The sequence below is a fragment of the Mitsuaria sp. TWR114 genome (assembly GCF_007997345.1).
Genome location: NZ_VOSR01000011.1, coordinates 1 through 18,988 on the forward strand (window position 1 = coordinate 1; position 18,988 = coordinate 18,988).

Here is an 18,988-nt window from a genome sequence, read left to right on the forward strand (position 1 = left end):
CAGCACCTGCGCCTCGGCGGCGTCGGGCACGATCCAGCCGGCGGAGCCCGCGTGATGCCGCAGGTCCAGGCCCACCAGCTCCGACACCCGCAAGCCGCTGCCGTAGAGCAGCTCGACGAGGCAGCGCTCGAGCGCTTCCATGACAGGATCGGCGACGTCCTGATGGTGCTCAGCCAGCCGCACCGCGTCGTCCACGCCCAGCGCCTTGGGCAGGGGCCGGCCCTGCTTGGGCGCGTGCAGGTCGGCGATCGGGTTGGCATCGACCAGCCCCTGCTGCCCCAGCCAGCGGTACCAGCCGCGCCAGGCGGACAGGATCAGCGCCAGCGTGCGCGGCTTGAGCTTCTCGGCATGCAGCTGGGCCAGGCCTCGCCGCGCCTGGTGCGCGCTCAGGCGCAGCAGGTCCAGCCCCTGCGCCGAGGCGAAGCCGGTCAACCGCTGCAGCGCTTCCGTGTACAGCGTCAGCGTGCGCTCCGCCAGGCGGCGCTGCACGCGCAGATGGTCCAGGTAGCGGCGCTGCTCGTCAGTCAGGCTGACGGTCGACATGGCCGGCGGCATGAGGGTCGGCGTGCAGCAGGCGCGACAGCGCGGCGCTCGCGATCTCGCCGACGCGGGACAGGAACTCGGTGCCCATCTCGGCCGTATAGCGCGTCGGATCCGGCGAGCCCAGCACCAGCAGGCCGAAGGGCTGCGCCGGCGCGCCCGCCGTCAGCGGCACCAGCGCCAGCGACGCGACGTCGTCCTCGAGCCAGCGCGCCGCCTCGAAGCCCGAATTGATGCCGCAGTAGGGCTGGTTCAGGCTGCCGACGAAGGTCTTCACGTCCGGGTTGACCTCGGCCGCGAACGGCGCCAGCGCGTGGCCGGCGCCGACGTTCCACAGCCGCAGCCCGGCCTGCGGGATCAGGAACTGGTGGCGCAGCTCGCGCAGCAGCACCTCGGGCAGCTGGCTGTCGTCGCGGGTGAGCATCAGCGCCAGCGTCCAGCGGTGCAGCCGGTCGGCGATCGCGACGTTCTCTTGCCCGTTGCGGATCATCTCGATGATCTTGTGCTCCAGGCCGCGGATCTTGTCGCGCAGCAGCTCCGCCTGGCGCTCCTGCAGCGACACCGCGCGCTGCCCGTGCGGATGCGAGATCCGGACGTTGGCCAGCAGCTCGGCGTGACGTTCGAAGAACGCCGGGTCATTCGCCAGGTAGTCGGCGATGTCTTGTTCGGTGATGCCTTCGATGCCGCTCACAGTTCGATTTCTCCTTCAAAGACCGTCTGTGCCGGCCCTGTCATGTAGACCGGGGCGTCGAGCCCCGGGCCGCCCGGCGTCATGCCGGCCCATTCGATGCGCAGGTCGCCGCCGCGCGTGTGCACTTCCACCGCCTCGTCCAGCCAGCCTAGCCGGATGCCGGCCACCACCGCCGCGCACGCGCCGGTGCCGCAGGCCAGCGTCTCGCCGGCGCCGCGCTCGAAGACGCGTAGCTTCACCTCGCTCCGGCTGATCACCTGGAGGAAACCGGCGTTCACCCGGCGCGGGAAGGCTTCATGGTTCTCGACCAGCGGGCCCACGATGCCCACCGGCGCGTGATCGACGTCGTCGACCCGCTGCACCGCGTGCGGGTTGCCCATCGACAGCACCGCGACGTCGGCCGTCATGCCGTCGCCCAGATCCAGCGGCCAGCGCTGGAAGCCGTGTTCGGTCTTGGGCATTGTGTCGCGCGGGTCGAAGGGGATGCGCGGCAGGTCGAAGACCGGCGCGCCCATGTCCACCGTGACGCGGCCATCGTCGCGCAGGCGCAGCTCGAGCAGCGCGTTGATCGTCTGGACGCGGATGGTGCGTTTGTCGGTCAGGCCCTTGTCGACGACGAAGCGCACGAAGCAGCGCGCGCCATTGCCGCACTGCTCCACCTCGGAGCCGTCGGCATTGAAGATGCGGTAGCCGAAGTCCACGTCGGGCGTCTTCGGCGCCTCGATCACCAGCACCTGGTCGCAGCCCACGCCGAAGCGGCGGTCGGCGACGCGCCGCAGCTGATCGGCGCTCAGCGGCATCGGGTGGCGCGTGGCGTCCAGCACGACGAAGTCGTTGCCGGCGCCCTGCATCTTGGTGAAGCGCAGTTTCATGGGGGCGGATTATCGGGAATACAGCGACGGCTCGCCGGGCGGCCGCGTCTTGAATCGCTTGTGGACCCAGAAATACTGGGCCGGGTGTTCGCGGATGCGGTCCTCGAGCCAGCGGTGGAAGCGCAGCGCGTCGGCCTCGACATCGCCGCTGGGGTAGCCGGTCAGCGGTTCATGGGCGTGGATCACGATGCCCTCCCCCTTGGGCAGCATCGTGACGATGACCGGCTGCACCACCATCTTCATGGTCTCGGCGATCTTGGCCGGCGCCAGCAGCGTGTTGGCCGGCACGCCGAAGAAGGGCACGAAGGCCGAATCCTTCGGACCGAAGTCCATGTCCGGCAGGTTCAGGAAGGAGTAGCCGTCGCGGATCGCCCGCAGGATGCTGCGCACGCCCTCCTGGCGATCGACCAGCTTGGTCGTCCCGAAGCGCGAGCGCGCCTTGCGCAGCGCCTCGTCGAACAGCGCGTTGCTCTGGCGCTGGTAGATGCTGGCGCCCGGGCGCGACTGGTTCAGCATCAGCGCCGGGCCGATCCAGTCCAGGCCCACGAAATGCGGCATCAGCCACATCACCGGCCGGTCGACCTGCTCGGAGAGCTTGATGTTGCCCTCGATGCGCATCAGGCGCAGCAGCCGCCGGTCGGACGCGTACCAGAGCAGGCCGCGCTCCAGCAGGCTGCGGCCCAGCCAGCCGAAGTGCTCGCGCACCAGGGCCTGGCGCTCGGCGGCGGATTTCTCGGGGAAGCAGAGTTCCACGTTGCGCAGCGCGACGCGCCGGCGCGATCCGGCGACCCGGTGCAGCAGCGCGCCCAGCCCCCACCCGAGCGCGGCCAGCCAGCGCAGCGGCAGCCAGTGCAGCAGCCAAAGCAGCGCGATCAGCGCATATGTACCCAGTTTTCCCATCCACCCATCCGTGGGCCCTTTCGGGCCTTTCCTATAATGCCCGCCCATGTCGCCGAGTTAATCTGGACAACTTGCGGGGCGACTCATAAATCCCGCTAAAGCGTTCGCCGCCTGACTCCCAGGTCTCGGCAACGCCCGAAGACTGAATCACAGGAGTTTAAATTGGCGAGCGATTTCCTCTTCACCTCGGAATCCGTATCTGAAGGCCACCCGGACAAGGTGGCGGACCAGATCTCCGATGCCATCCTCGACGCGATCCTCGCCCAGGACCCGCGCTCGCGCGTCGCCGCCGAGACGCTGTGCAACACCGGTCTGGTGGTGCTGGCCGGCGAGATCACGACCAACGCCCACGTCGACTACATCCAGGTCGCCCGCGACACGATCAAGCGCATCGGCTACGACAACACCGAATACGGCATCGACTACAAGGGCTGCGCCGTGCTCGTGGCCTACGACAAGCAGAGCAACGACATCGCCCAGGGCGTGGACCAGGCGTCCGACGACCACCTGAACACCGGTGCCGGCGACCAGGGCCTGATGTTCGGCTACGCCTGCGACGAGACGCCCGAGCTGATGCCCGCGCCGATCTACTACGCGCACCGCCTGGTCGAGCGCCAGGCCCAACTGCGCAAGGACGGCCGCCTGCCCTTCCTGCGCCCGGACGCCAAGAGCCAGGTCACGATGCGCTACGTCGACGGCAAGCCGCACAGCATCGACACCGTGGTGCTGTCCACGCAGCACGCGCCCGAGATGTCGCTGGGCGACAAGATGAAGCCCGAGTTCTACGAGGCGGTCATCGAGGAGATCATCAAGCCGGTGCTGCCCAAGGAGTGGCTGCAGGACACGAAGTACCTGGTCAACCCGACCGGCCGCTTCGTCATCGGCGGTCCGCAGGGCGACTGCGGCCTGACCGGCCGCAAGATCATCGTCGACACCTACGGCGGCGCCTGCCCGCACGGCGGCGGCGCGTTCTCGGGCAAGGACCCGACGAAGGTGGACCGCTCGGCCGCCTACGCGGCCCGCTACGTGGCCAAGAACATCGTGGCCGCGGGCCTGGCCAAGCAGTGCCAGATCCAGGTCGCCTATGCGATCGGCGTGGCGCGTCCGATGAACGTCACCGTCTACACCGAAGGCACCGGCGTGATCTCCGACGAGAAGATCGCCGCGCTGGTCAACGAGCATTTCGACCTGCGGCCCAAGGGCATCATCCAGATGCTGGATCTGCTGCGTCCGATCTACGGCAAGACGGCGGCCTACGGCCACTTCGGCCGCGAGGAGCCGGAGTTCAGCTGGGAGCGGACCGACAAGGCCAAGGCGCTGCGCGCCGCGGCGGGGCTGTAAGCCCTCTCCGCACCCCGGTCATTTGCCGCGCATTCATCGATTGATGCGCGCTTGCCCCCCGAAGTCAGGGCCGCCTCGCGCGGCCCTGAGCGTTTCCGGCGGCCGCTTCGCGCGGCAGAATCGCCGGATGCATCCCCTGCCCGCCGCGCCGACCCCGCTGACCATCCTGATCGTCGACGACCAGAGCGCGACGCGCGTCGCGCTGACCGCCGAGCTCGACCGCGCCGGCCACCGCGTGCTGGAGGCCGACAGCGCCGCCTGGGCGCTGGAGCTGTTCCGTCGCTACCGGCCCGACCTGGTGCTGATGGACGTCGAGATGCCGGGCCACGACGGCTACTGGACCTGCCGCGAGATGCGCGCCGCCGAACCCGGCGGCTGGACGCCGATCATCTTCCTGAGCCAGTTCAAGCAGGACGAGGACGTGTGGAAGGGCATCGAGGCCGGCGGCGACGACTACCTGGTCAAGCCGGTGTCCGCGATGATCCTGCACGCCAAGCTGCGCGCGATGCAGCGCCTGGCGCTGATGCGGGCCCGGCTGGTGCAGATGTCCGAGGACCTGCGCGCGGCCAATGCGCAGTTGGAGGAGCTCTCCAGCGTCGACGCGCTGACCGGGCTGATGAACCGCCGCGCCCTGGATGCCCGCCTGCAGCAGGAGCTGGACCTGGCCCGGCGCGAAGGCAAGCCGCTGACGCTGATGCTGTGCGACGTCGACCACTTCAAACGCTACAACGACGCGGCCGGCCACGTCGCCGGCGATGCCTGCCTGCGCCGCATCGGCCAGTTGCTCAAGGAAACCTGCCGCCGCCCGAGCGACTGCGCCGGGCGCTACGGCGGGGAGGAATTCGCGCTGGTCCTGCCCAACACGCCGCGCTCGGGGGCGATGACCTATGCCCGGGCGCTGATGCGCACGGTGGAGCTGGCGGCCATCCCCCATCCGGATTCCCCCACCGGCGGCACCATCACCCTCTCGGGCGGCATCACCACCTGCCTGCCGGACGAGAGCACCAGCGCCGAGGGGCTGATCATCCGCGCCGACGACGCGCTCTACAACGCCAAGTCCACCGGCCGGAACCGCTTCTTCAGCTACGAGATGCAGATGGACACGGCCGAGCAGCGGCGCGCGGGCGTCCCGTCGGCGGGGCCCGCCTCGCCGCCTCCCGCCACCCCCACTTGAGGCATGTCCGGACCGCCTCGCGGCGGAGCGGCCCCGCATAATCGGCCTCGGCACGTTTCGCTGCCGCCTGTCGACGATGCCCGGCCATGGACGCTTCCGCCTCGCTGCCGCCTCTTCGCATCCTGGTCGTGGACGACCAGGCCAGCACGCGCGGCTTCCTGTGCCGCCAGCTCCAGGCCATCGGTCATCACACCCTGGAGGCGGACGGCGGCGACAGCGCGCTGGCCCGCTTCGACGGCGAGCGCCCGGACCTGGTGCTGCTGGACGTCGAGATGCCCGGTCACGACGGCTACTGGGTCGCCAGCCAGATGCGGGCGCACGAGCGCGGCGGCTGGACGCCGATCATCTTCCTGTCCAGCCGCGACCGCGACCAGGATCTCTGGCAGGGCATCGAATCGGGCGGGGACGACTACCTCGTCAAGCCGGTGTCCAACACCGTGCTGCAGGCCAAGCTGCGCGCGATGCAGCGACTGCGGCGCATGCAGGCACGGCTGCAGGAGGTGTCGGACGAACTGCGCAACAGCAACGAGCGGCTGGAGAAGCTCTCCGGCGAGGATGCGCTGACGCGCTTGATGAACCGGCGCGCCTTCGATGCCCGGCTCGCGCAGGAGATCGCCTGCGCCCGGCGCGACCAGCAACCGCTGACGCTGGTGCTGTGCGACATCGACCACTTCAAGCGCTACAACGACAGCTACGGCCACCTCGAGGGCGACGCCTGCCTGCGGCGGGTCGCGCAGTTGCTGCAGCAGACCTGCCGGCGCCCGCGCGACTGCGCCGCGCGCTACGGCGGCGAGGAGTTCGCCCTCATCCTGCCCGGCACGCCCCGCTCCGGCGCGATGACCTTCGCGCGGGCGGTGATGCGCACGCTGCGCAACTGCGACATGCGGCACCCCGATTCGGTCGAGTCCTACGTCACCCTCTCCGGCGGCATCACCACCTGCGTGCCCGATGCCGACACCAGCGTCGAAGGCCTGCTGCGCCGCTCCGACGATGCGCTCTACACGGCCAAGTCGCGAGGCCGCAACCGCTTCTTCAGCTTCGAGATGCAGATGGACACCGTCGAGCAGGCGCCCAGCGGCTTCGCGCCGCTCTCCTGACAGAACCCATGCCCCGTCGCGGTTACCGTCACGCCTTTCGATGACCGCTGCTTCCGAATGCCTGTGATCGACCACGACGCGCTGCGGCGTCATGCCATCGCCCGCACCTTTTTCAAGCCGACCACGCTGCTGCGCGCGATCCAGCGCCTGGGCTTCGTGCAGGCCGACCCGATCCGCGCGCCGGCGCGCGCGCAGGACCTGATCCTGATGCACCGGGTGAAGGACTACCGCGCCGGCCAGCTCGAGGCGCGTTACGCGCGTCTCGCCGTCGAGGAGGACTGCCTCGTCAACTACGGCTTCCTGGCCCGCGAGACGCTGGCGCTGCTGCATCCACGGGTGGCCCGGCGCGCCTGGGACGAAGCCATGAACGCGCGCGCGGCGGAGGTGCTCGAGTTCATCCGTGCGCGCGGCCGCACGCATCCGCAGCAGGTGCAACAGGCTTTCAGCCACGGCCGCATCGAGGGTTACTGGGGCGGCGAGCTCAACGCCAGCACCCACCTGCTCGACGGCATGCATTACCGCGGCCTGCTGCGCGTGGCGCGGCGCGACTCCGGCACGCGGGTCTACGAGGCGATCGAGCACGCGGCGCAGGACGACAGCCCGCAAGCCCGCCGCGAGCGCGCCGGCGCGCTGCTCGACATGATCGTGTCGCTCTATGCACCGCTGCCCTCGCCGAGTCTGGGCTACCTGACGACGCTGCTGGGCTACGGCGCGCCGCACCTCAAGACCGAGGCCCGCGAGGTGCTCAAGCACGCGAAGTCGCGCTGGGCCCATGCGAAGGTGGACGGCGAGGTCTGGTACTGGCCCTCGGACGAGAACCCCGCTTCGCGCGCCCACCGGGCCGAGCTGGAGCGCCTGCGTTTCCTCGCGCCCTTCGATCCGCTGGTCTGGGACCGTCGCCGCTTCGAGCGGCTGTGGGGCTGGGCCTACCGCTTCGAGGCCTACACCCCAGCCGCGAAACGGACCATGGGCCATTACGCGCTGCCGATGCTGTGGGGCGACCAGGTGATCGGCTGGGCCAACCTGAAGGTCGAGGGCGGGACGCTGGTCCCGGACCTCGGCTTCATCGGCAAGCGTCCGCGCGACGCCGCCTTCCGCGCCGCGCTGGACGAGGCCTATCAGGAGATGTCGGTCTTCCTCGGCCTGGCGGAGTGAAGGACGGGCCGCCGGCGGGCGCCGTCGCTCAGGCGCTGCTCAGGCGTTGTTCACGCGCTGCTCAGGCGTTGACCAGCGCCATCGACACCTCCGGATAACGCGCGCCGGCGACCGGATGCGCGTCGATCAGGTCGCGCAGCTCCTCGCGCAGCACGTCGTTGAGGCGGATGCGCGCGGCCATCGCGTTCTCCTCCAGCCGCGTGATCGAGCGCGTACCCGGGATCGGCATGATGTCCGGACCGCGGTCCAGCAGCCAGGCCAGCGCCAGTTGCGCCGGCGTCAGGCCGTGGTCGCGCGCCAGCGCGACGATCGCATCGGCCAGCGCCAGGTTCTGCGCCATCGAGTCGCCCTGGAAGCGCGGATTGACGCGGCGCCAGTCATTCGCGGCCAGTTGATCGGCGCTGCGGATCGCGCCGGTCAGGAAGCCGCGCCCCAGCGGGCTGTACGGCACCAGCGCGATGCCGAGCTCGCGGCAGGTGGGCAGCACCTCGGCCTCGACGTCGCGCGTCCACAGCGAGTACTCCGACTGCACGCCGCGATCGGATGCACGCGATGGGCGCGGCGGATGGTCTCGGCCGAGGCCTCCGACAGCCCGAGATGGCGCACCTTGCCGGCGCGCACCAGCTCGGCCATCGCGCCGACGGTCTCCTCGATCGGCACCGACCGGTCGACGCGGTGCAGGTAGTACAGGTCGATGTGGTTGACGCCCAGTCGGCGCAGGCTGGCGTCGCAGGACGCGTGGACATGCGAGGGCTTGCCGTTGACGCCGGCCGACAGCCCGTCGGCATTGCGGACGATGCCGAACTTGGTCGCCAGCACGACCTCGCGCCGGCGGTTGGCCAGCAGGCCCGACAGCAGGCGCTCGTTGGCGCCGTTGCCGTAGATGTCGGAGGTGTCGAGGAAATTCATCCCGAGGTCCAGCGCCCGGTGCAGGACGGCCATCGAGGTGGCCTCGTCGGCGGGGCCGTAGAAATCGGACATCCCCATGCAGCCGAGTCCGAGCGCGGAGACCTCCGGCCCGTGGGCGCCGAGCCGGCGGCGCGGCAACTGCGGCAGGTTGTTGATCGGTTCCCTGGACATGATGGTCATGGTGCTGCTCCTTCGAAGACAAGGTCTGCGCGGCGGCCGGCATGACCGCCGCGATGCCTGTCAGCTTAGGAATCCGCCCCCACCCGGGACCAGCGCAAAGCTCGCCCGTCCTTGCCCAATCCTCCGGAACCCGCTTCCCCACGCGCGCGGGCGCTGGCGGCGCGCGCGACGGCCTTGCACAATCCGCCGCATGGTCGCACCCACTCCGATTCCTCTCGCCGACGGCTTCCCCGACGCGCTGCAGGCACTGCGCGCGCAGATGGTGGATCTGACGCTCCGGCATGTCGATGGCGACGGCACGTCCGCCACGGCGATCCCCTGCCTGCAGCTGATCAAGGCCAGCTGCAGCACCCCCAAGACCGCGCCGGCGCTCTACGAGCCCGGCCTGGCGATCGTGCTGCAGGGCCGCAAGAAGGTGGAGCTCGGCACCGAGACGCTGTATTACGACCCGCTGCATTTCCTGCTGGTCTCGATGCCGATGCTGCCCAAGGGCGGCGTGATCGAGGCGACGCCGGACAAGCCCTACCTGTGCGTGCGCATCGGCTGCGACACCGCGACGCTGGCGGAGCTGATGCTGGAGGTCGGCCCGGCCGGCACCGATGCGCCGCCGGGGGCGCAGTCGGGGCTGAACGTCGCACCGGTGTCCGAGTCGCTGCTGGGCGCGGCGCTGCGGCTGATGCAGCTGCTGGACTCGCCGCAGGACCAGCGCGTGCTGGGACCGCTGTTGCAGCGGGAGATCTTCTACCGGGTGTTGACCGGCCCGCTCGGACCGCGCCTGCGCGCGCTGGCGCAGCAGGACAGCGCCACGCGCCGCCTGTCCCGCGCGCTCGACGAACTGAACCGCCGCTTCAGCGAGGCGATCAGCATCGACGAGCTGGCCGCCGTGGCGCACATGAGCGCCTCGACGCTGCACCAGCGCTTCAAGCAGCTGACCAGCATGTCGCCGATGCAGTACCAGAAGCAGCTGCGGCTGCAGCATGCGCGGCGGCTGATGCTGGGCAGCGGGCTGGATGCGGCGGCCGCGGCGCACCAGGTCGGCTACGAAAGCGCCTCGCAGTTCAGCCGCGAATATCGGCGCCTCTTCGGCACGCCGCCGCGGACCGACATCGAGCAACTGCTGCGCGCGGGATGAGCGGGGCCATGGACACGACCTTCACTCACACCGACACCGACGCGGCGATGGCCGCGCCCGATGCGATCGCCGAGCTCGGCGCGATGCTGCGCCGCCATGCGCCGCGCGAGGGCCTATGGCCGACGGTGCTGCCGCGGGTCTGGGCGATCCGGCTGGACGCGCCGGGCGGCGAAATGGCGCATGCGGTGCAGCCGGCCTCGCTGTGCGTGATCGCACAGGGCGCCAAGGAAGTCCACCTGGGCGACGAGCGCTACGTCTACGACGCGGCGCGCTTCATGGTCTTCACCACCGACCTGCCGGTCAGCGGCCGCGTCATCAACGCCACGCCGGAGCGGCCCTACCTCTGCCTGCGCCTGGACTTCGATCCGGAGGAGGTCGCCGAGCTGGTCGCGCGCAGCGGCCCGCCGCGCGGCCCGGCGTCGCCACCGCCAGGGGCGCTCTCCCGTCCGTCCCCGGCGCCGGCCGCGGCGACCGCCTGGTCCACCAGCTTCATCAGCGCCGGGAACTGGTCGCGGTAGGAGACCCCCGACATGCTCGACGCGGCCGGGCGGCTGGTACGGCTGCTGGACCATCCCGAGGACCATGCCGCGCTGGCGCCGATGGCGATGCGCGAGCTCGTCTACCGCGTGCTGCGCAGCGAGCAGGGCGAGCGGCTGGCACAGGTCGCGCGCGCCGACAGCCAGACGCAGCGCGTGCACCGCGCCATCCGCTGGCTGAAGGCGAATTACGCCCAGCCGCTGCGCATCGAGGCGCTCGCCAGAGAGGCGCACATGAGCGCGTCCTCGCTGCACCACCACTTCCGCGCGCTGACCTCGATGAGCCCGCTGCAGTACCAGAAGCAGTTGCGGCTGCAGGAAGCGCGCCGGCTGCTGATCGCGGAGGGACTGGAGGTCGCGCGCGCCGGCCACGCGGTCGGCTACGAGAGCCCGTCCCAGTTCAGCCGCGAGTACAGCCGGCTCTACGGCAGCCCGCCCTCGCGCGACGCCGCCAGGCGCCGGGACACGCCGCCCGCGCGGGCGCTGGCCTGAGCGCCCGGCGGCGGCCGTCGGCGGCCGTCGGCGGTCGTCGGTCAAGCGTCGTCGCGGTCCAGCGAGGCCGACAGCGCGGCATGCGCCTCGACCTCGGCGAGACGCTGGCCGAAGGTCTCGCGCGCCATGCCCAGCGCATCGGAGCCCGCCACGAAATGCAGCGGCGGCGTCGGCATCGCGGCCAACTCGACGAAGGCCCGGCCCAGCTTGGCCGGATCCCCCGGCTGCCGGTGGTTGTAGGCCTCGTAGGTGGACAGCGGCGGCCGCGGCAGCGCGGCGTAGTCCGCGATCGTCCGGGTGCCGTAGCGCACCGAGCTGGCGTCCAGGAAGTCGGTCCGGAAGAAGCCGGGCTCAACCACCGTCACCCGGATGTTGAAGCCGGCCAGCTCCGGCGCCAGCGAGGCGCTGAAGCCATCGACGGCGAACTTCGTCGCGCAGTAGACCGCCGCGCCATCGAAGCCGCGGAAACCGCCGACCGAGGCGATGTTGATCACGTGACCGTCGCGCTGCCGGCGCATGACCGGCAGCACCGCCCGGGTGACGTGCATCAGGCCGAAGACGTTGGTGGCGAACTGGCGCTCGATGTCGTCGGCGCCGATGGCCTCGAACAGGCCCAGCTGGCCATACCCCGCGTTGTTGACCAGCACGTCGATGCGACCGAAGCGCGCGACGGCCTGCTCGACCGCGTGGACCGCGTCGGCCTCGCGGCTGACGTCCAGCGGCAGGCACAGCACGGCGTCGGCGTGCGCCGCATAGGCGTCCTGGAGCGCCGCGACATCGCGGCCGGTGGCGACGACGCGATCGCCGGCGACCAGCGCCGCCTTGGCGATCTCCAGCCCGAAGCCGCGGTTGGCGCCGGTGATGAACCAGATCTTGCTCATGGGATTCCGTCCTTGGAGGGATGACAGGGTGGAGGGATTTCCCCTCGACGGGGGCGCTTGCCGGCGGACCTCGCGAGGGATGGATTCATCGTAGGCAGCGGCCCCCGGGGCCGCATGCCCGTTCCGGCGGACCGCTTGCACGATCCGCCGCGACCGGCAGGCGGTGCTCGTCGCGCTCGTCGGGCTTGCGCCGCCCGCCAACCGCCGGCCCTTCCGCACGATCCCCGCGTCCTGACTGCAAGCGACGCTGCGCAATTCGCGCGCTTGCGCTACAATCCGCAGCTTGATTCGCACAAGACCACCCTCTTCAGGTCTTCTTCTGCAGCCCCTCCGGTCCCTCTCACGGACCTTTCTGCGAGCGGCTCGCACCAGCATCAACCCCCGGTTCGTGCGCTTGCGCGTTTCTGGCTTCGGCCGGTTCGATCGTCCTTGGGCGAACGGCTGCTGGAGCACCTCTTCGTGTCCCGCCCCGGCTTCGCGCCATCGAAACAGGGAAAGGGCACATTCCCAAACCGCGCCAAGACGGTTGCTTATTGCGATTGCCTGTCAAGGCGCACACCTCATGAAAACTATGCGAACCAAAAGCATTGAGGTGGGGCGATTCCTTGTCTCACCGATGACCAAACCCCATGCCGACGGCGGATTCGCCGCGGCCGTCTCGATCCGATCGGGACGCGGCATGGCCAGCATCGATCGCGTCATGCGATTCGTGCCGACCTTCGAGACCCGCCGCGCCGCGTTGCGCTACGCGGAGACCGAAGGCACGGCCTGGGCGCGCTGCCATTGACGGCGCGCCCGTGATTCCCGAGGCGAAGGCCCGCGGCAGACCGCGGCCGGCGCCCTTATCGATTTCAAGAAAGGAGCCTCCCGTATGGCCAAGGAAGAACTGATTGAAATGCAGGGTGTCGTCAACGAAATCCTGCCGGACTCGCGCTTTCGCGTGACGCTGGAGAACGGCCACCAGGTCATCGCCTACACGGGCGGCAAGATGCGCAAGCATCACATCCGCATCCTGGCTGGCGACGCCGTCTCCTTGGAGATGTCGCCCTACGACCTGACCAAGGGCCGGATCACCTTCCGTCACCTGCAGCGCTCGGCCCACTCGGGACCGCCGCCGGTCCGTCGCTGAGCGTGCGCCGCGGGGGCCGAAGCCCTCGCGGAGCCTCCCGGTCATGACCACCGCCCTGCCCGACCCCGCCGCGGCGCCGGCCTCGCTCGAGGCCGACGACCCGATGCCCCAGCCGCCCGTGCAGCCGGACATCGACGCCTGCTGCGGCAACGGCTGCGACCCGTGCATCTTCGACCTGCACGACCTGGCGATGGACCGCTACCGGCAAGCGATGCGCGCCTGGAAGGCCCGCCACCCCGAGGCCGGCTGACGCCTCACCCCCACCCGGAAGGGCCGCCTCGCGCGGCCCTTCGCTTTTTCCGGCGGCCCCGTCCACGTTCGGGGGTCTCGCCTCCCTCCGACGAGGCCCCCCTCAGGTCGAGGGGCGTTTGCGTTTCGTGACGTTTTTGGGGACATCCTCGGGCTTCAGAACCCCCGCGCGCCCGCCGACATCCAGGACAGGCGCCGCGCTTGCCGCGCGGGCGCATCGATCTCCCCCGATCGGAGGCCCCGATGTTCATGACTGGCCAGAACCGTTTCCATGTCGCGCGTTCCGACGCCCAGGCCAACCTGCGCTTCGCGCTGGCGCGGCTGAGCACCGACTGGCGCCACCTCGACCCGTTCGGACTGGAGGTGCTGCTGCGCCACCTGCTGATGGCGGAGCACCGCTGCATGCCGCATCCCAGCGTGCTGCGCGAGCGCCCGACCAACCGCTGGCTGCTGCCGCGGCTGCGGCGCCGGCGCATCGAGGTGGCGGAGCGGCTCGTGGCCGTCGGCGGACGCGTCAGCCATGCGAGCCTGGCGCGGGTGCTGCCGCGCGGGCATGACTGGCCGGGAGTGTCGGCGCTGGTCGGGCGGCATGCCTGGGATCCGGTCGAAGGGCGCCAGCCCCGGCCGCGCGTCCCGGCCGTCGAGGACGCGCCGACCCGCCCTCAGCCGGCCGCGGCCAGCAAGGCGCGGGCCACTTCCGCGAAACCGTCGCCGCGCTCGCTGGCGGTGACGTAGGCCGGCGGGTGATCCAGCATCGGCAGGAAACGCGCGATGTTGGCCACCCCCACCGACAGGGGCACCCGCTCGAACATCAGCTGGTCATTCGTCGAGTCGCCGACATAGACCCACTCCCGCGGATCGAACGCTCGCCCGGTCAGCCGCTTCACCGCCCACTGGGCGGCGGTCCACTTGCTGTGTTCCCCGATCCAGCCGTTGACGTGGATCGAGCTCACCGTCGCCACCAGCCCATGGGCGCGCATCAGGTCGCAGACGGCGGCGATCGCGTCGTCGTCCAGCCGCGTGAATTCGCTGTGGTCGACCGCGATGTCGGTCAGCCGCCCCGCGCTGTCGCGCGCCAGCTGGGCGCCCGGCACCGTCGCCACGATCGCCCCCGCGCAGGCCTGCAGACGCGCGAAGTTCTCCCGTCGCGTCGCGTCGTCCTGGGCGAACTCGGTGACCAGCGCGTCGTTCTCCCGGTGCAGCAGCACCCCGCCGTTCTCCGCCACGATCCCCCGCAGGGGCCGGTCCAACGCGAAGGGCGCGCTCCAGCCCGCGGGCCGGCCGGTGATCGCGATGACCGGGACGCCGGCGCCCTGCAGCCGATGCAGGGCCGCCAGCGCGGCGGGGGCGATGTCGCCCTCGGCCGTCAGGGTGTCGTCGATGTCGGTCAGCACCCCGCGCAGGGGGAGCCAGGCCGCGCGGGGACAGTCGCTGAGCGGGGGGATCGTTCGCATAAGGGGCGATTGTGGCCCCGACCGTGACGCTGTCATCAAGCCGTCGAACGGAACATGTCTACAATCGCGCCCTGTTCCGAGGAGCGTTGCGACCTCCCATCCCATCGAGGCCAGGCTCGGAACCGCCGCGCGGCGACGTGCCCGCGGCCATGGCAACCGCGCTCACCCGTCGACCCTTCGCAGGCCGGGTGAGGACCGAGCGGCAAGTGCCCTCCCCACTTCTCCCCATGTCCTGATCGCTGGCGTCGACGGCCCTTCCTCGCAGGAGTCCGCATGAACGCCCAACTGAAGCCGCTGGCCCAAGACCAGTACCTGATCAAAGACCTGTCGCTGGCCGACTGGGGCCGCAAGGAGATCAAGATCGCCGAGAGCGAGATGCCCGCGCTGATGGCGATCCGTGAGGAATACGCCGCGGCCCAGCCGCTCAAGGGCGCGCGCATCACCGGCTCGCTGCACATGACGATCCAGACCGCCGTGCTGGTCGAGACGCTGCAGGCGCTGGGCGCCGAAGTCCGCTGGGCCTCGTGCAACATCTTCTCGACGCAGGACCACGCCGCCGCCGCGCTGGTCGCCGTCGGCACCCCCGTCTTCGCCTACAAGGGCGAGACGCTGGAAGACTACTGGGACTACACCCACCGCATCTTCGAGTTCGGCGCCAAGGGCGAAGCGGGCGAAGGCCCCAACATGATCCTGGACGACGGCGGCGACGCGACGCTGCTGATGCACCTGGGCCAGAAGGCCGAGAAGGACCTGTCGGTCCTGGCCAATCCGGGTAGCGAGGAAGAGCGCATCCTGTTCGCCGCGATCAGGAAGAAGATCGCCGAAGACGCGACCTGGTACACCCGCAAGAGCGCCGAGATCATCGGCGTGACCGAGGAAACGACCACCGGCGTGCATCGCCTGAAGGAGATGTCGGCCAAGGGCACGCTGCTGTTCCGCGCGATCAACGTCAACGACTCGGTCACCAAGAGCAAGTTCGACAACCTCTACGGCTGCCGCGAGTCGCTGGTGGACGGCATCAAGCGCGCCACCGACGTCATGGTCGCCGGCAAGATCGCCGTGATCGCCGGCTACGGCGACGTGGGCAAGGGCTCGGCGCAGGCGATGCGCGCGCTGTCGGCCCAGGTCTGGGTCACCGAGATCGATCCGATCTGCGCGCTGCAGGCCGCGATGGAGGGCTTCCGCGTCGTGACGATGGAATACGCCGCCGACAAGGCCGACATCTTCGTGACCACGACCGGCAACAAGAACGTGATCCGCCACGAGCACATGGCTGCGATGAAGCACAACGCGATCGTCTGCAACATCGGTCACTTCGACAACGAGATCGACGTCGCCTCGCTCGAGCAGTACGAGTGGGAAGAGATCAAGCCGCAGGTGGACCACGTGATCTTCCCGGACGGCAAGCGCATCATCCTGCTGGCCAAGGGCCGCCTCGTGAACCTGGGCTGCGGCACCGGCCACCCGAGCTACGTGATGTCCTCGAGCTTCGCCAACCAGACCATCGCGCAGATCGAGCTGTTCGCGCACAAGGACGCTTATGCCGTGGGCCAGGTCTACGTGCTGCCCAAGCACCTGGACGAGCACGTCGCGCGCCTGCAGCTCAAGACGCTGAACGCGCAGCTGAGCGAGCTGACCGACGAGCAGGCCGCCTACATCGGCGTCAGCAAGGCCGGTCCCTACAAGCCCGACACCTACCGCTATTGATCGACTGACCGTCGACTGAACCGAGACCCGACCATGCGTGCTGATCAGCGGCTTCTTTCCCTTGGCCTGGCGCCCACGCGCTCGGCTGCCCAGCGGCTGATCGACGCACGCGCGGTCGAGTGGGAAGGCCCCAAGGGCTGGACCGTCGTGCGCAAGTGCGGCGAGGACCTGCCCGAGACCACCCCCATGCGCGTGACGAACGATGCCGAACTGCGTTACGTCTCGCGCGGCGGGCTCAAGCTCGAGGGTGCGCTGGCCAAGGTCGGCGTGTCGGTGGCCGGTTTCTCGGCCCTGGACATGGGCCAGAGCGCGGGCGGGTTCACCGACGTGCTGCTCAAGGCCGGCGCGGCGCACGTGACCGGCATCGACGTCGGCCACGGCCAGCTGCACGAGACCTTGAAGGCCGACCCGCGCGTGACGGCCCTCGAAGGCATGCACGTGAAGGACTATGTGCCCGCCGAGCCTTTCGACCTCGTCGTGGGCGACCTGAGCTTCATCTCGATGATCGGCACGATCAAGCACGTGGCCGGCTGGCTCAAGCCGCAAGGCCAGGCGCTGCTGCTGATCAAGCCGCAGTTCGAGCTCGGCCCCAAGGCCTTGAACAAGAACGGCATCGTCAAGGACAAGTCGCAGTACGCCGTGGTCAAGGAACAGGCCGTGGCCGCCGCCGAGAAGCGCGACCTCGTCGTCAAGGGCTGGTTCGAAAGCCCCGTCACCGGTGGCGACGGCAACACCGAATTCTTCATCTGGATCCAACAACCATGACGACGCCGGTCAGCATCGAATTCTTCCCGCCCAACACGCCCGTCGGCACCGAGAAGCTCAAGACCGTCGTGCAGGAACTGCGCGCGGTGAATCCGCAGTACTTCAGCGTCACCTACGGCGCCGGCGGCTCCACGCGCGAGAAGACGCTGTCGACCGTCGCCGACATCGCGTCGCAGGGCTTCGACGCCGCGCCGCACCTGTCCTGCGTCGGCTCCACGCGCGAGAACATCGCCGAGATCCTGGCGACCTACCGCGCGCAGGACATCCGCCGCGTCGTCGCGCTGCGCGGCGACCTGCCCAGCGGCACGGCCACGGCGGGCGAGTTCCGCTACGCCGCCGAGCTGGTGCGCTTCATCCGCGAGACGCAGGGCGAGGACTGGGACATCGAGGTCGCGGCCTATCCCGAGTACCACCCGCAGCAGCGCTACGCGGCGCGCGACCTGCAGTTCTTCGCCGACAAGGTGCGCGCCGGCGCCAGCGGCGCGATCACGCAGTTCTTCTACAACCCCGATGCCTACTTCCACTTCGTCGAGGCCTCCCGCGCCCTGGGCGTGGAGGTGCCGATCGTGCCGGGCGTCATGCCGATCAACAACTACGCGCGCATCGCGCAGTTCGCGCAGCGCGACGGCATCGAGATCCCGCGCTGGGTCGCGCTGAAGATGGAGGGCTACATGGATGACGCCGCCTCCGTGCGCGCCTTCGGCCTGGACGTCGTCACGCGACTGTGCGAGCGCCTGATCGCCGGCGGCGTGCCGGGGCTGCACTTCTACACGCTCAACCAGAGCGCGCTGACGCTGGAGTTGTGCAAACGCCTCGGTCTCGCCGCCCAAGCTTGACCCCGCGCAAGCGGTCCGCGCCGCCGCGGGCGGTCTTCATGCCGCGCCGCCGTTCCTTGTGAACGGTCAAGGCCAGCGGCCCGGGGCCCACGTTCAATGCCGGTCACCCATTGACCAGGAGTGAACGTATGTCCCGCATCCCCACCCGATCCCGCTTGTCCCTCGGCGCCGCGGCGCTCATGGCGCTCACGGCGCTGATGACGACCACCGCGCTGCCCGCGCATGCGCAGGGCAGCCCCTGGGTGATCCGCGCCCGCGCGGTGAACATCGACCCGGCGGACAAGGACCGGACCGGGCTCGGCCTGTCGCTGAGCCGCAAGACGATTCCCGAAGTCGACATCAGCTACTTCATCACGCCGAACCTGGCGACCGAGCTGATCCTGACCGTGCCGCAACGGCACACGCTGCGCAGCAACGGCGTGCGCATCGGGACCGTGAAGCACCTGCCGCCGACGCTGACGCTGCAGTACCACTTCAACCCGGACGGGCAGTTCCGCCCCTACCTTGGCGCCGGCCTCAACTACACGCGCTTCTCCAGCGCCCGCTTCGAGCCGGCCGTGCAGGCGGCGCTGGCGCCCAGCATCGAGAAGCAGAGCGTCGGCCTGGCCCTGCAGGTCGGTTTCGACGTGATGCTGGATCCGAGGTGGTCGATCAACCTCGACATCAAGAAGCTCAAGATGGACACCGAGGTGCGCTCCAAGGGCGCGTCGGTCGGCAAGTTCAAGATCGATCCGCTGCTGATCGGCGTCGGCGTGGGCTATCGGTTCTGAGTCCCAGAAATCCGTTTCATCCCCTCGGCCCTCGCATCAGCTGAGGGGACGGCGCAAGCAGCCAACGTCGGGATTCTTGACAGTTCGTTAAAACCGCACGCGCGGAGCGCCGGGAATTGTTCACGGAAACAGCGCCAAGTGCCTATGCCAGAAGGGATTCGAACGCCATCCCTAATTC

Annotated in this window: 19 protein-coding genes, 2 pseudogenes and 1 riboswitch; of the genes and pseudogenes, 14 read left to right on the forward strand and 7 right to left on the reverse strand. The window is 69.8% G+C overall.

Annotation, left to right across the window (positions count from 1 at the left end):
* The 4 genes from FUT87_RS00695 to FUT87_RS00710 form a co-directional block, all read right to left on the reverse strand.
* Window positions 1-543, reverse strand: a 543-nt coding sequence (locus FUT87_RS00695) for a site-specific integrase (protein WP_255511599.1), incomplete at its 3' end; no start/stop codon positions are given.
* Complete coding sequence (locus FUT87_RS00700) at window positions 521-1,231, reverse strand: DUF484 family protein (RefSeq protein WP_147239755.1); 711 nt, start codon at window positions 1,229-1,231, stop codon at window positions 521-523. The genes FUT87_RS00695 and FUT87_RS00700, both read right to left, overlap by 23 nt.
* Window positions 1,228-2,103: a diaminopimelate epimerase gene (dapF, locus tag FUT87_RS00705; RefSeq protein ID WP_147239756.1), complete on the reverse strand. Its 876-nt coding sequence runs from the start codon at window positions 2,101-2,103 to the stop codon at window positions 1,228-1,230. Before dapF ends, FUT87_RS00700 begins: the two co-directional genes overlap by 4 nt.
* A gap of 9 nt (window positions 2,104-2,112) precedes the next feature.
* The gene (locus tag FUT87_RS00710) at window positions 2,113-3,003 is read right to left on the reverse strand and encodes a lipid A biosynthesis acyltransferase (protein ID WP_147239757.1); all 891 of its coding nucleotides are present in this window, start codon (window positions 3,001-3,003) and stop codon (window positions 2,113-2,115) included.
* Window positions 3,004-3,165: 162 nt separating this feature from the next.
* Between FUT87_RS00710 and metK the strand changes: the two genes are divergently transcribed.
* The 4 genes from metK to FUT87_RS00730 all read left to right on the forward strand — a co-directional run bounded on the left by metK (window position 3,166) and on the right by FUT87_RS00730 (window position 7,770).
* On the forward strand, window positions 3,166-4,344 hold the full coding sequence (gene metK, locus FUT87_RS00715) for a methionine adenosyltransferase (RefSeq protein ID WP_091727749.1): 1,179 nt from the start codon (window positions 3,166-3,168) through the stop codon (window positions 4,342-4,344).
* Between the two features lie 127 nt (window positions 4,345-4,471).
* A complete protein-coding gene (locus FUT87_RS00720; RefSeq protein WP_147239758.1) occupies window positions 4,472-5,518 on the forward strand; it encodes a diguanylate cyclase domain-containing protein in 1,047 nt (348 codons plus the stop codon).
* 86 nt (window positions 5,519-5,604) lie between these two features.
* Window positions 5,605-6,615 carry a diguanylate cyclase gene (locus FUT87_RS00725; RefSeq protein WP_091727757.1) on the forward strand — a complete coding sequence of 337 codons (1,011 nt, stop codon included), beginning with the start codon at window positions 5,605-5,607 and terminating at the stop codon, window positions 6,613-6,615.
* Between the two features lie 57 nt (window positions 6,616-6,672).
* Window positions 6,673-7,770 (forward strand): DNA glycosylase AlkZ-like family protein, encoded by a 1,098-nt coding sequence (locus tag FUT87_RS00730; protein ID WP_147239759.1) that lies wholly within the window; start codon window positions 6,673-6,675, stop codon window positions 7,768-7,770.
* Window positions 7,771-7,831: 61 nt separating this feature from the next.
* On the opposite strand, the pseudogene FUT87_RS00735 reads toward FUT87_RS00730, so the two are convergent.
* Window positions 7,832-8,850: pseudogene (locus tag FUT87_RS00735) on the reverse strand (aldo/keto reductase).
* Window positions 8,851-9,049: 199 nt separating this feature from the next.
* Here FUT87_RS00735 and FUT87_RS30170 point away from each other — a divergent pair.
* The 3 genes and pseudogenes from FUT87_RS30170 (at window position 9,050) to FUT87_RS30180 (ending at window position 11,019) form a co-directional block, all read left to right on the forward strand.
* Window positions 9,050-9,991 (forward strand): AraC family transcriptional regulator, encoded by a 942-nt coding sequence (locus FUT87_RS30170; protein ID WP_186830293.1) that lies wholly within the window; start codon window positions 9,050-9,052, stop codon window positions 9,989-9,991.
* Window positions 9,992-10,074: 83 nt separating this feature from the next.
* A pseudogene (locus FUT87_RS30175) lies at window positions 10,075-10,632 on the forward strand (AraC family transcriptional regulator); the annotation flags it as partial.
* A 51-nt stretch (window positions 10,633-10,683) separates the two neighbouring features.
* The gene (locus FUT87_RS30180; protein ID WP_255511600.1) at window positions 10,684-11,019 is read left to right on the forward strand and encodes a helix-turn-helix domain-containing protein; all 336 of its coding nucleotides are present in this window, start codon (window positions 10,684-10,686) and stop codon (window positions 11,017-11,019) included.
* A 41-nt stretch (window positions 11,020-11,060) separates the two neighbouring features.
* Here the strand turns inward: FUT87_RS30180 and FUT87_RS00750 are convergent, their stop codons facing one another.
* Window positions 11,061-11,900 (reverse strand): SDR family NAD(P)-dependent oxidoreductase, encoded by an 840-nt coding sequence (locus tag FUT87_RS00750; protein WP_147239761.1) that lies wholly within the window; start codon window positions 11,898-11,900, stop codon window positions 11,061-11,063.
* Between the two features lie 871 nt (window positions 11,901-12,771).
* Between FUT87_RS00750 and infA the strand changes: the two genes are divergently transcribed.
* From infA to FUT87_RS00765, 3 genes are all read left to right on the forward strand, one after another.
* Window positions 12,772-13,029: a translation initiation factor IF-1 gene (infA, locus tag FUT87_RS00755; protein WP_091727775.1), complete on the forward strand. Its 258-nt coding sequence runs from the start codon at window positions 12,772-12,774 to the stop codon at window positions 13,027-13,029.
* 43 nt (window positions 13,030-13,072) lie between these two features.
* Entirely contained in the window at window positions 13,073-13,279 is a 207-nt protein-coding gene (locus FUT87_RS00760) for an oxidoreductase-like domain-containing protein (RefSeq protein ID WP_091727779.1), read from the forward strand.
* Between the two features lie 242 nt (window positions 13,280-13,521).
* Window positions 13,522-14,013, forward strand: coding sequence for a hypothetical protein (locus tag FUT87_RS00765; RefSeq protein WP_091727782.1), 492 nt, complete (start codon window positions 13,522-13,524; stop codon window positions 14,011-14,013).
* On the opposite strand, the gene FUT87_RS00770 is transcribed toward FUT87_RS00765, so the two are convergent.
* On the reverse strand, window positions 13,941-14,732 hold the full coding sequence (locus FUT87_RS00770) for an HAD family hydrolase (RefSeq protein ID WP_147239762.1): 792 nt from the start codon (window positions 14,730-14,732) through the stop codon (window positions 13,941-13,943). The two genes, FUT87_RS00765 and FUT87_RS00770, sit on opposite strands and share 73 nt — an antisense overlap.
* 72 nt (window positions 14,733-14,804) lie before the next feature.
* Window positions 14,805-14,903: riboswitch (S-adenosyl-L-homocysteine riboswitch) on the forward strand.
* Between the two features lie 102 nt (window positions 14,904-15,005).
* Here FUT87_RS00770 and ahcY point away from each other — a divergent pair.
* The 4 genes from ahcY to FUT87_RS00790 all read left to right on the forward strand — a co-directional run bounded on the left by ahcY (window position 15,006) and on the right by FUT87_RS00790 (window position 18,810).
* Window positions 15,006-16,439: an adenosylhomocysteinase gene (gene ahcY, locus FUT87_RS00775; protein WP_147239763.1), complete on the forward strand. Its 1,434-nt coding sequence runs from the start codon at window positions 15,006-15,008 to the stop codon at window positions 16,437-16,439.
* 33 nt (window positions 16,440-16,472) lie between these two features.
* Complete coding sequence (locus tag FUT87_RS00780; RefSeq protein WP_091727797.1) at window positions 16,473-17,204, forward strand: TlyA family RNA methyltransferase; 732 nt, start codon at window positions 16,473-16,475, stop codon at window positions 17,202-17,204.
* Entirely contained in the window at window positions 17,201-18,040 is an 840-nt protein-coding gene (gene metF, locus FUT87_RS00785; RefSeq protein ID WP_091727800.1) for a methylenetetrahydrofolate reductase [NAD(P)H], read from the forward strand. The genes FUT87_RS00780 and metF overlap by 4 nt, the downstream gene beginning before the upstream one ends.
* Before the next feature lie 128 nt (window positions 18,041-18,168).
* Complete coding sequence (locus tag FUT87_RS00790; protein ID WP_404935337.1) at window positions 18,169-18,810, forward strand: OmpW/AlkL family protein; 642 nt, start codon at window positions 18,169-18,171, stop codon at window positions 18,808-18,810.
* Window positions 18,811-18,988 lie beyond the last annotated feature (178 nt).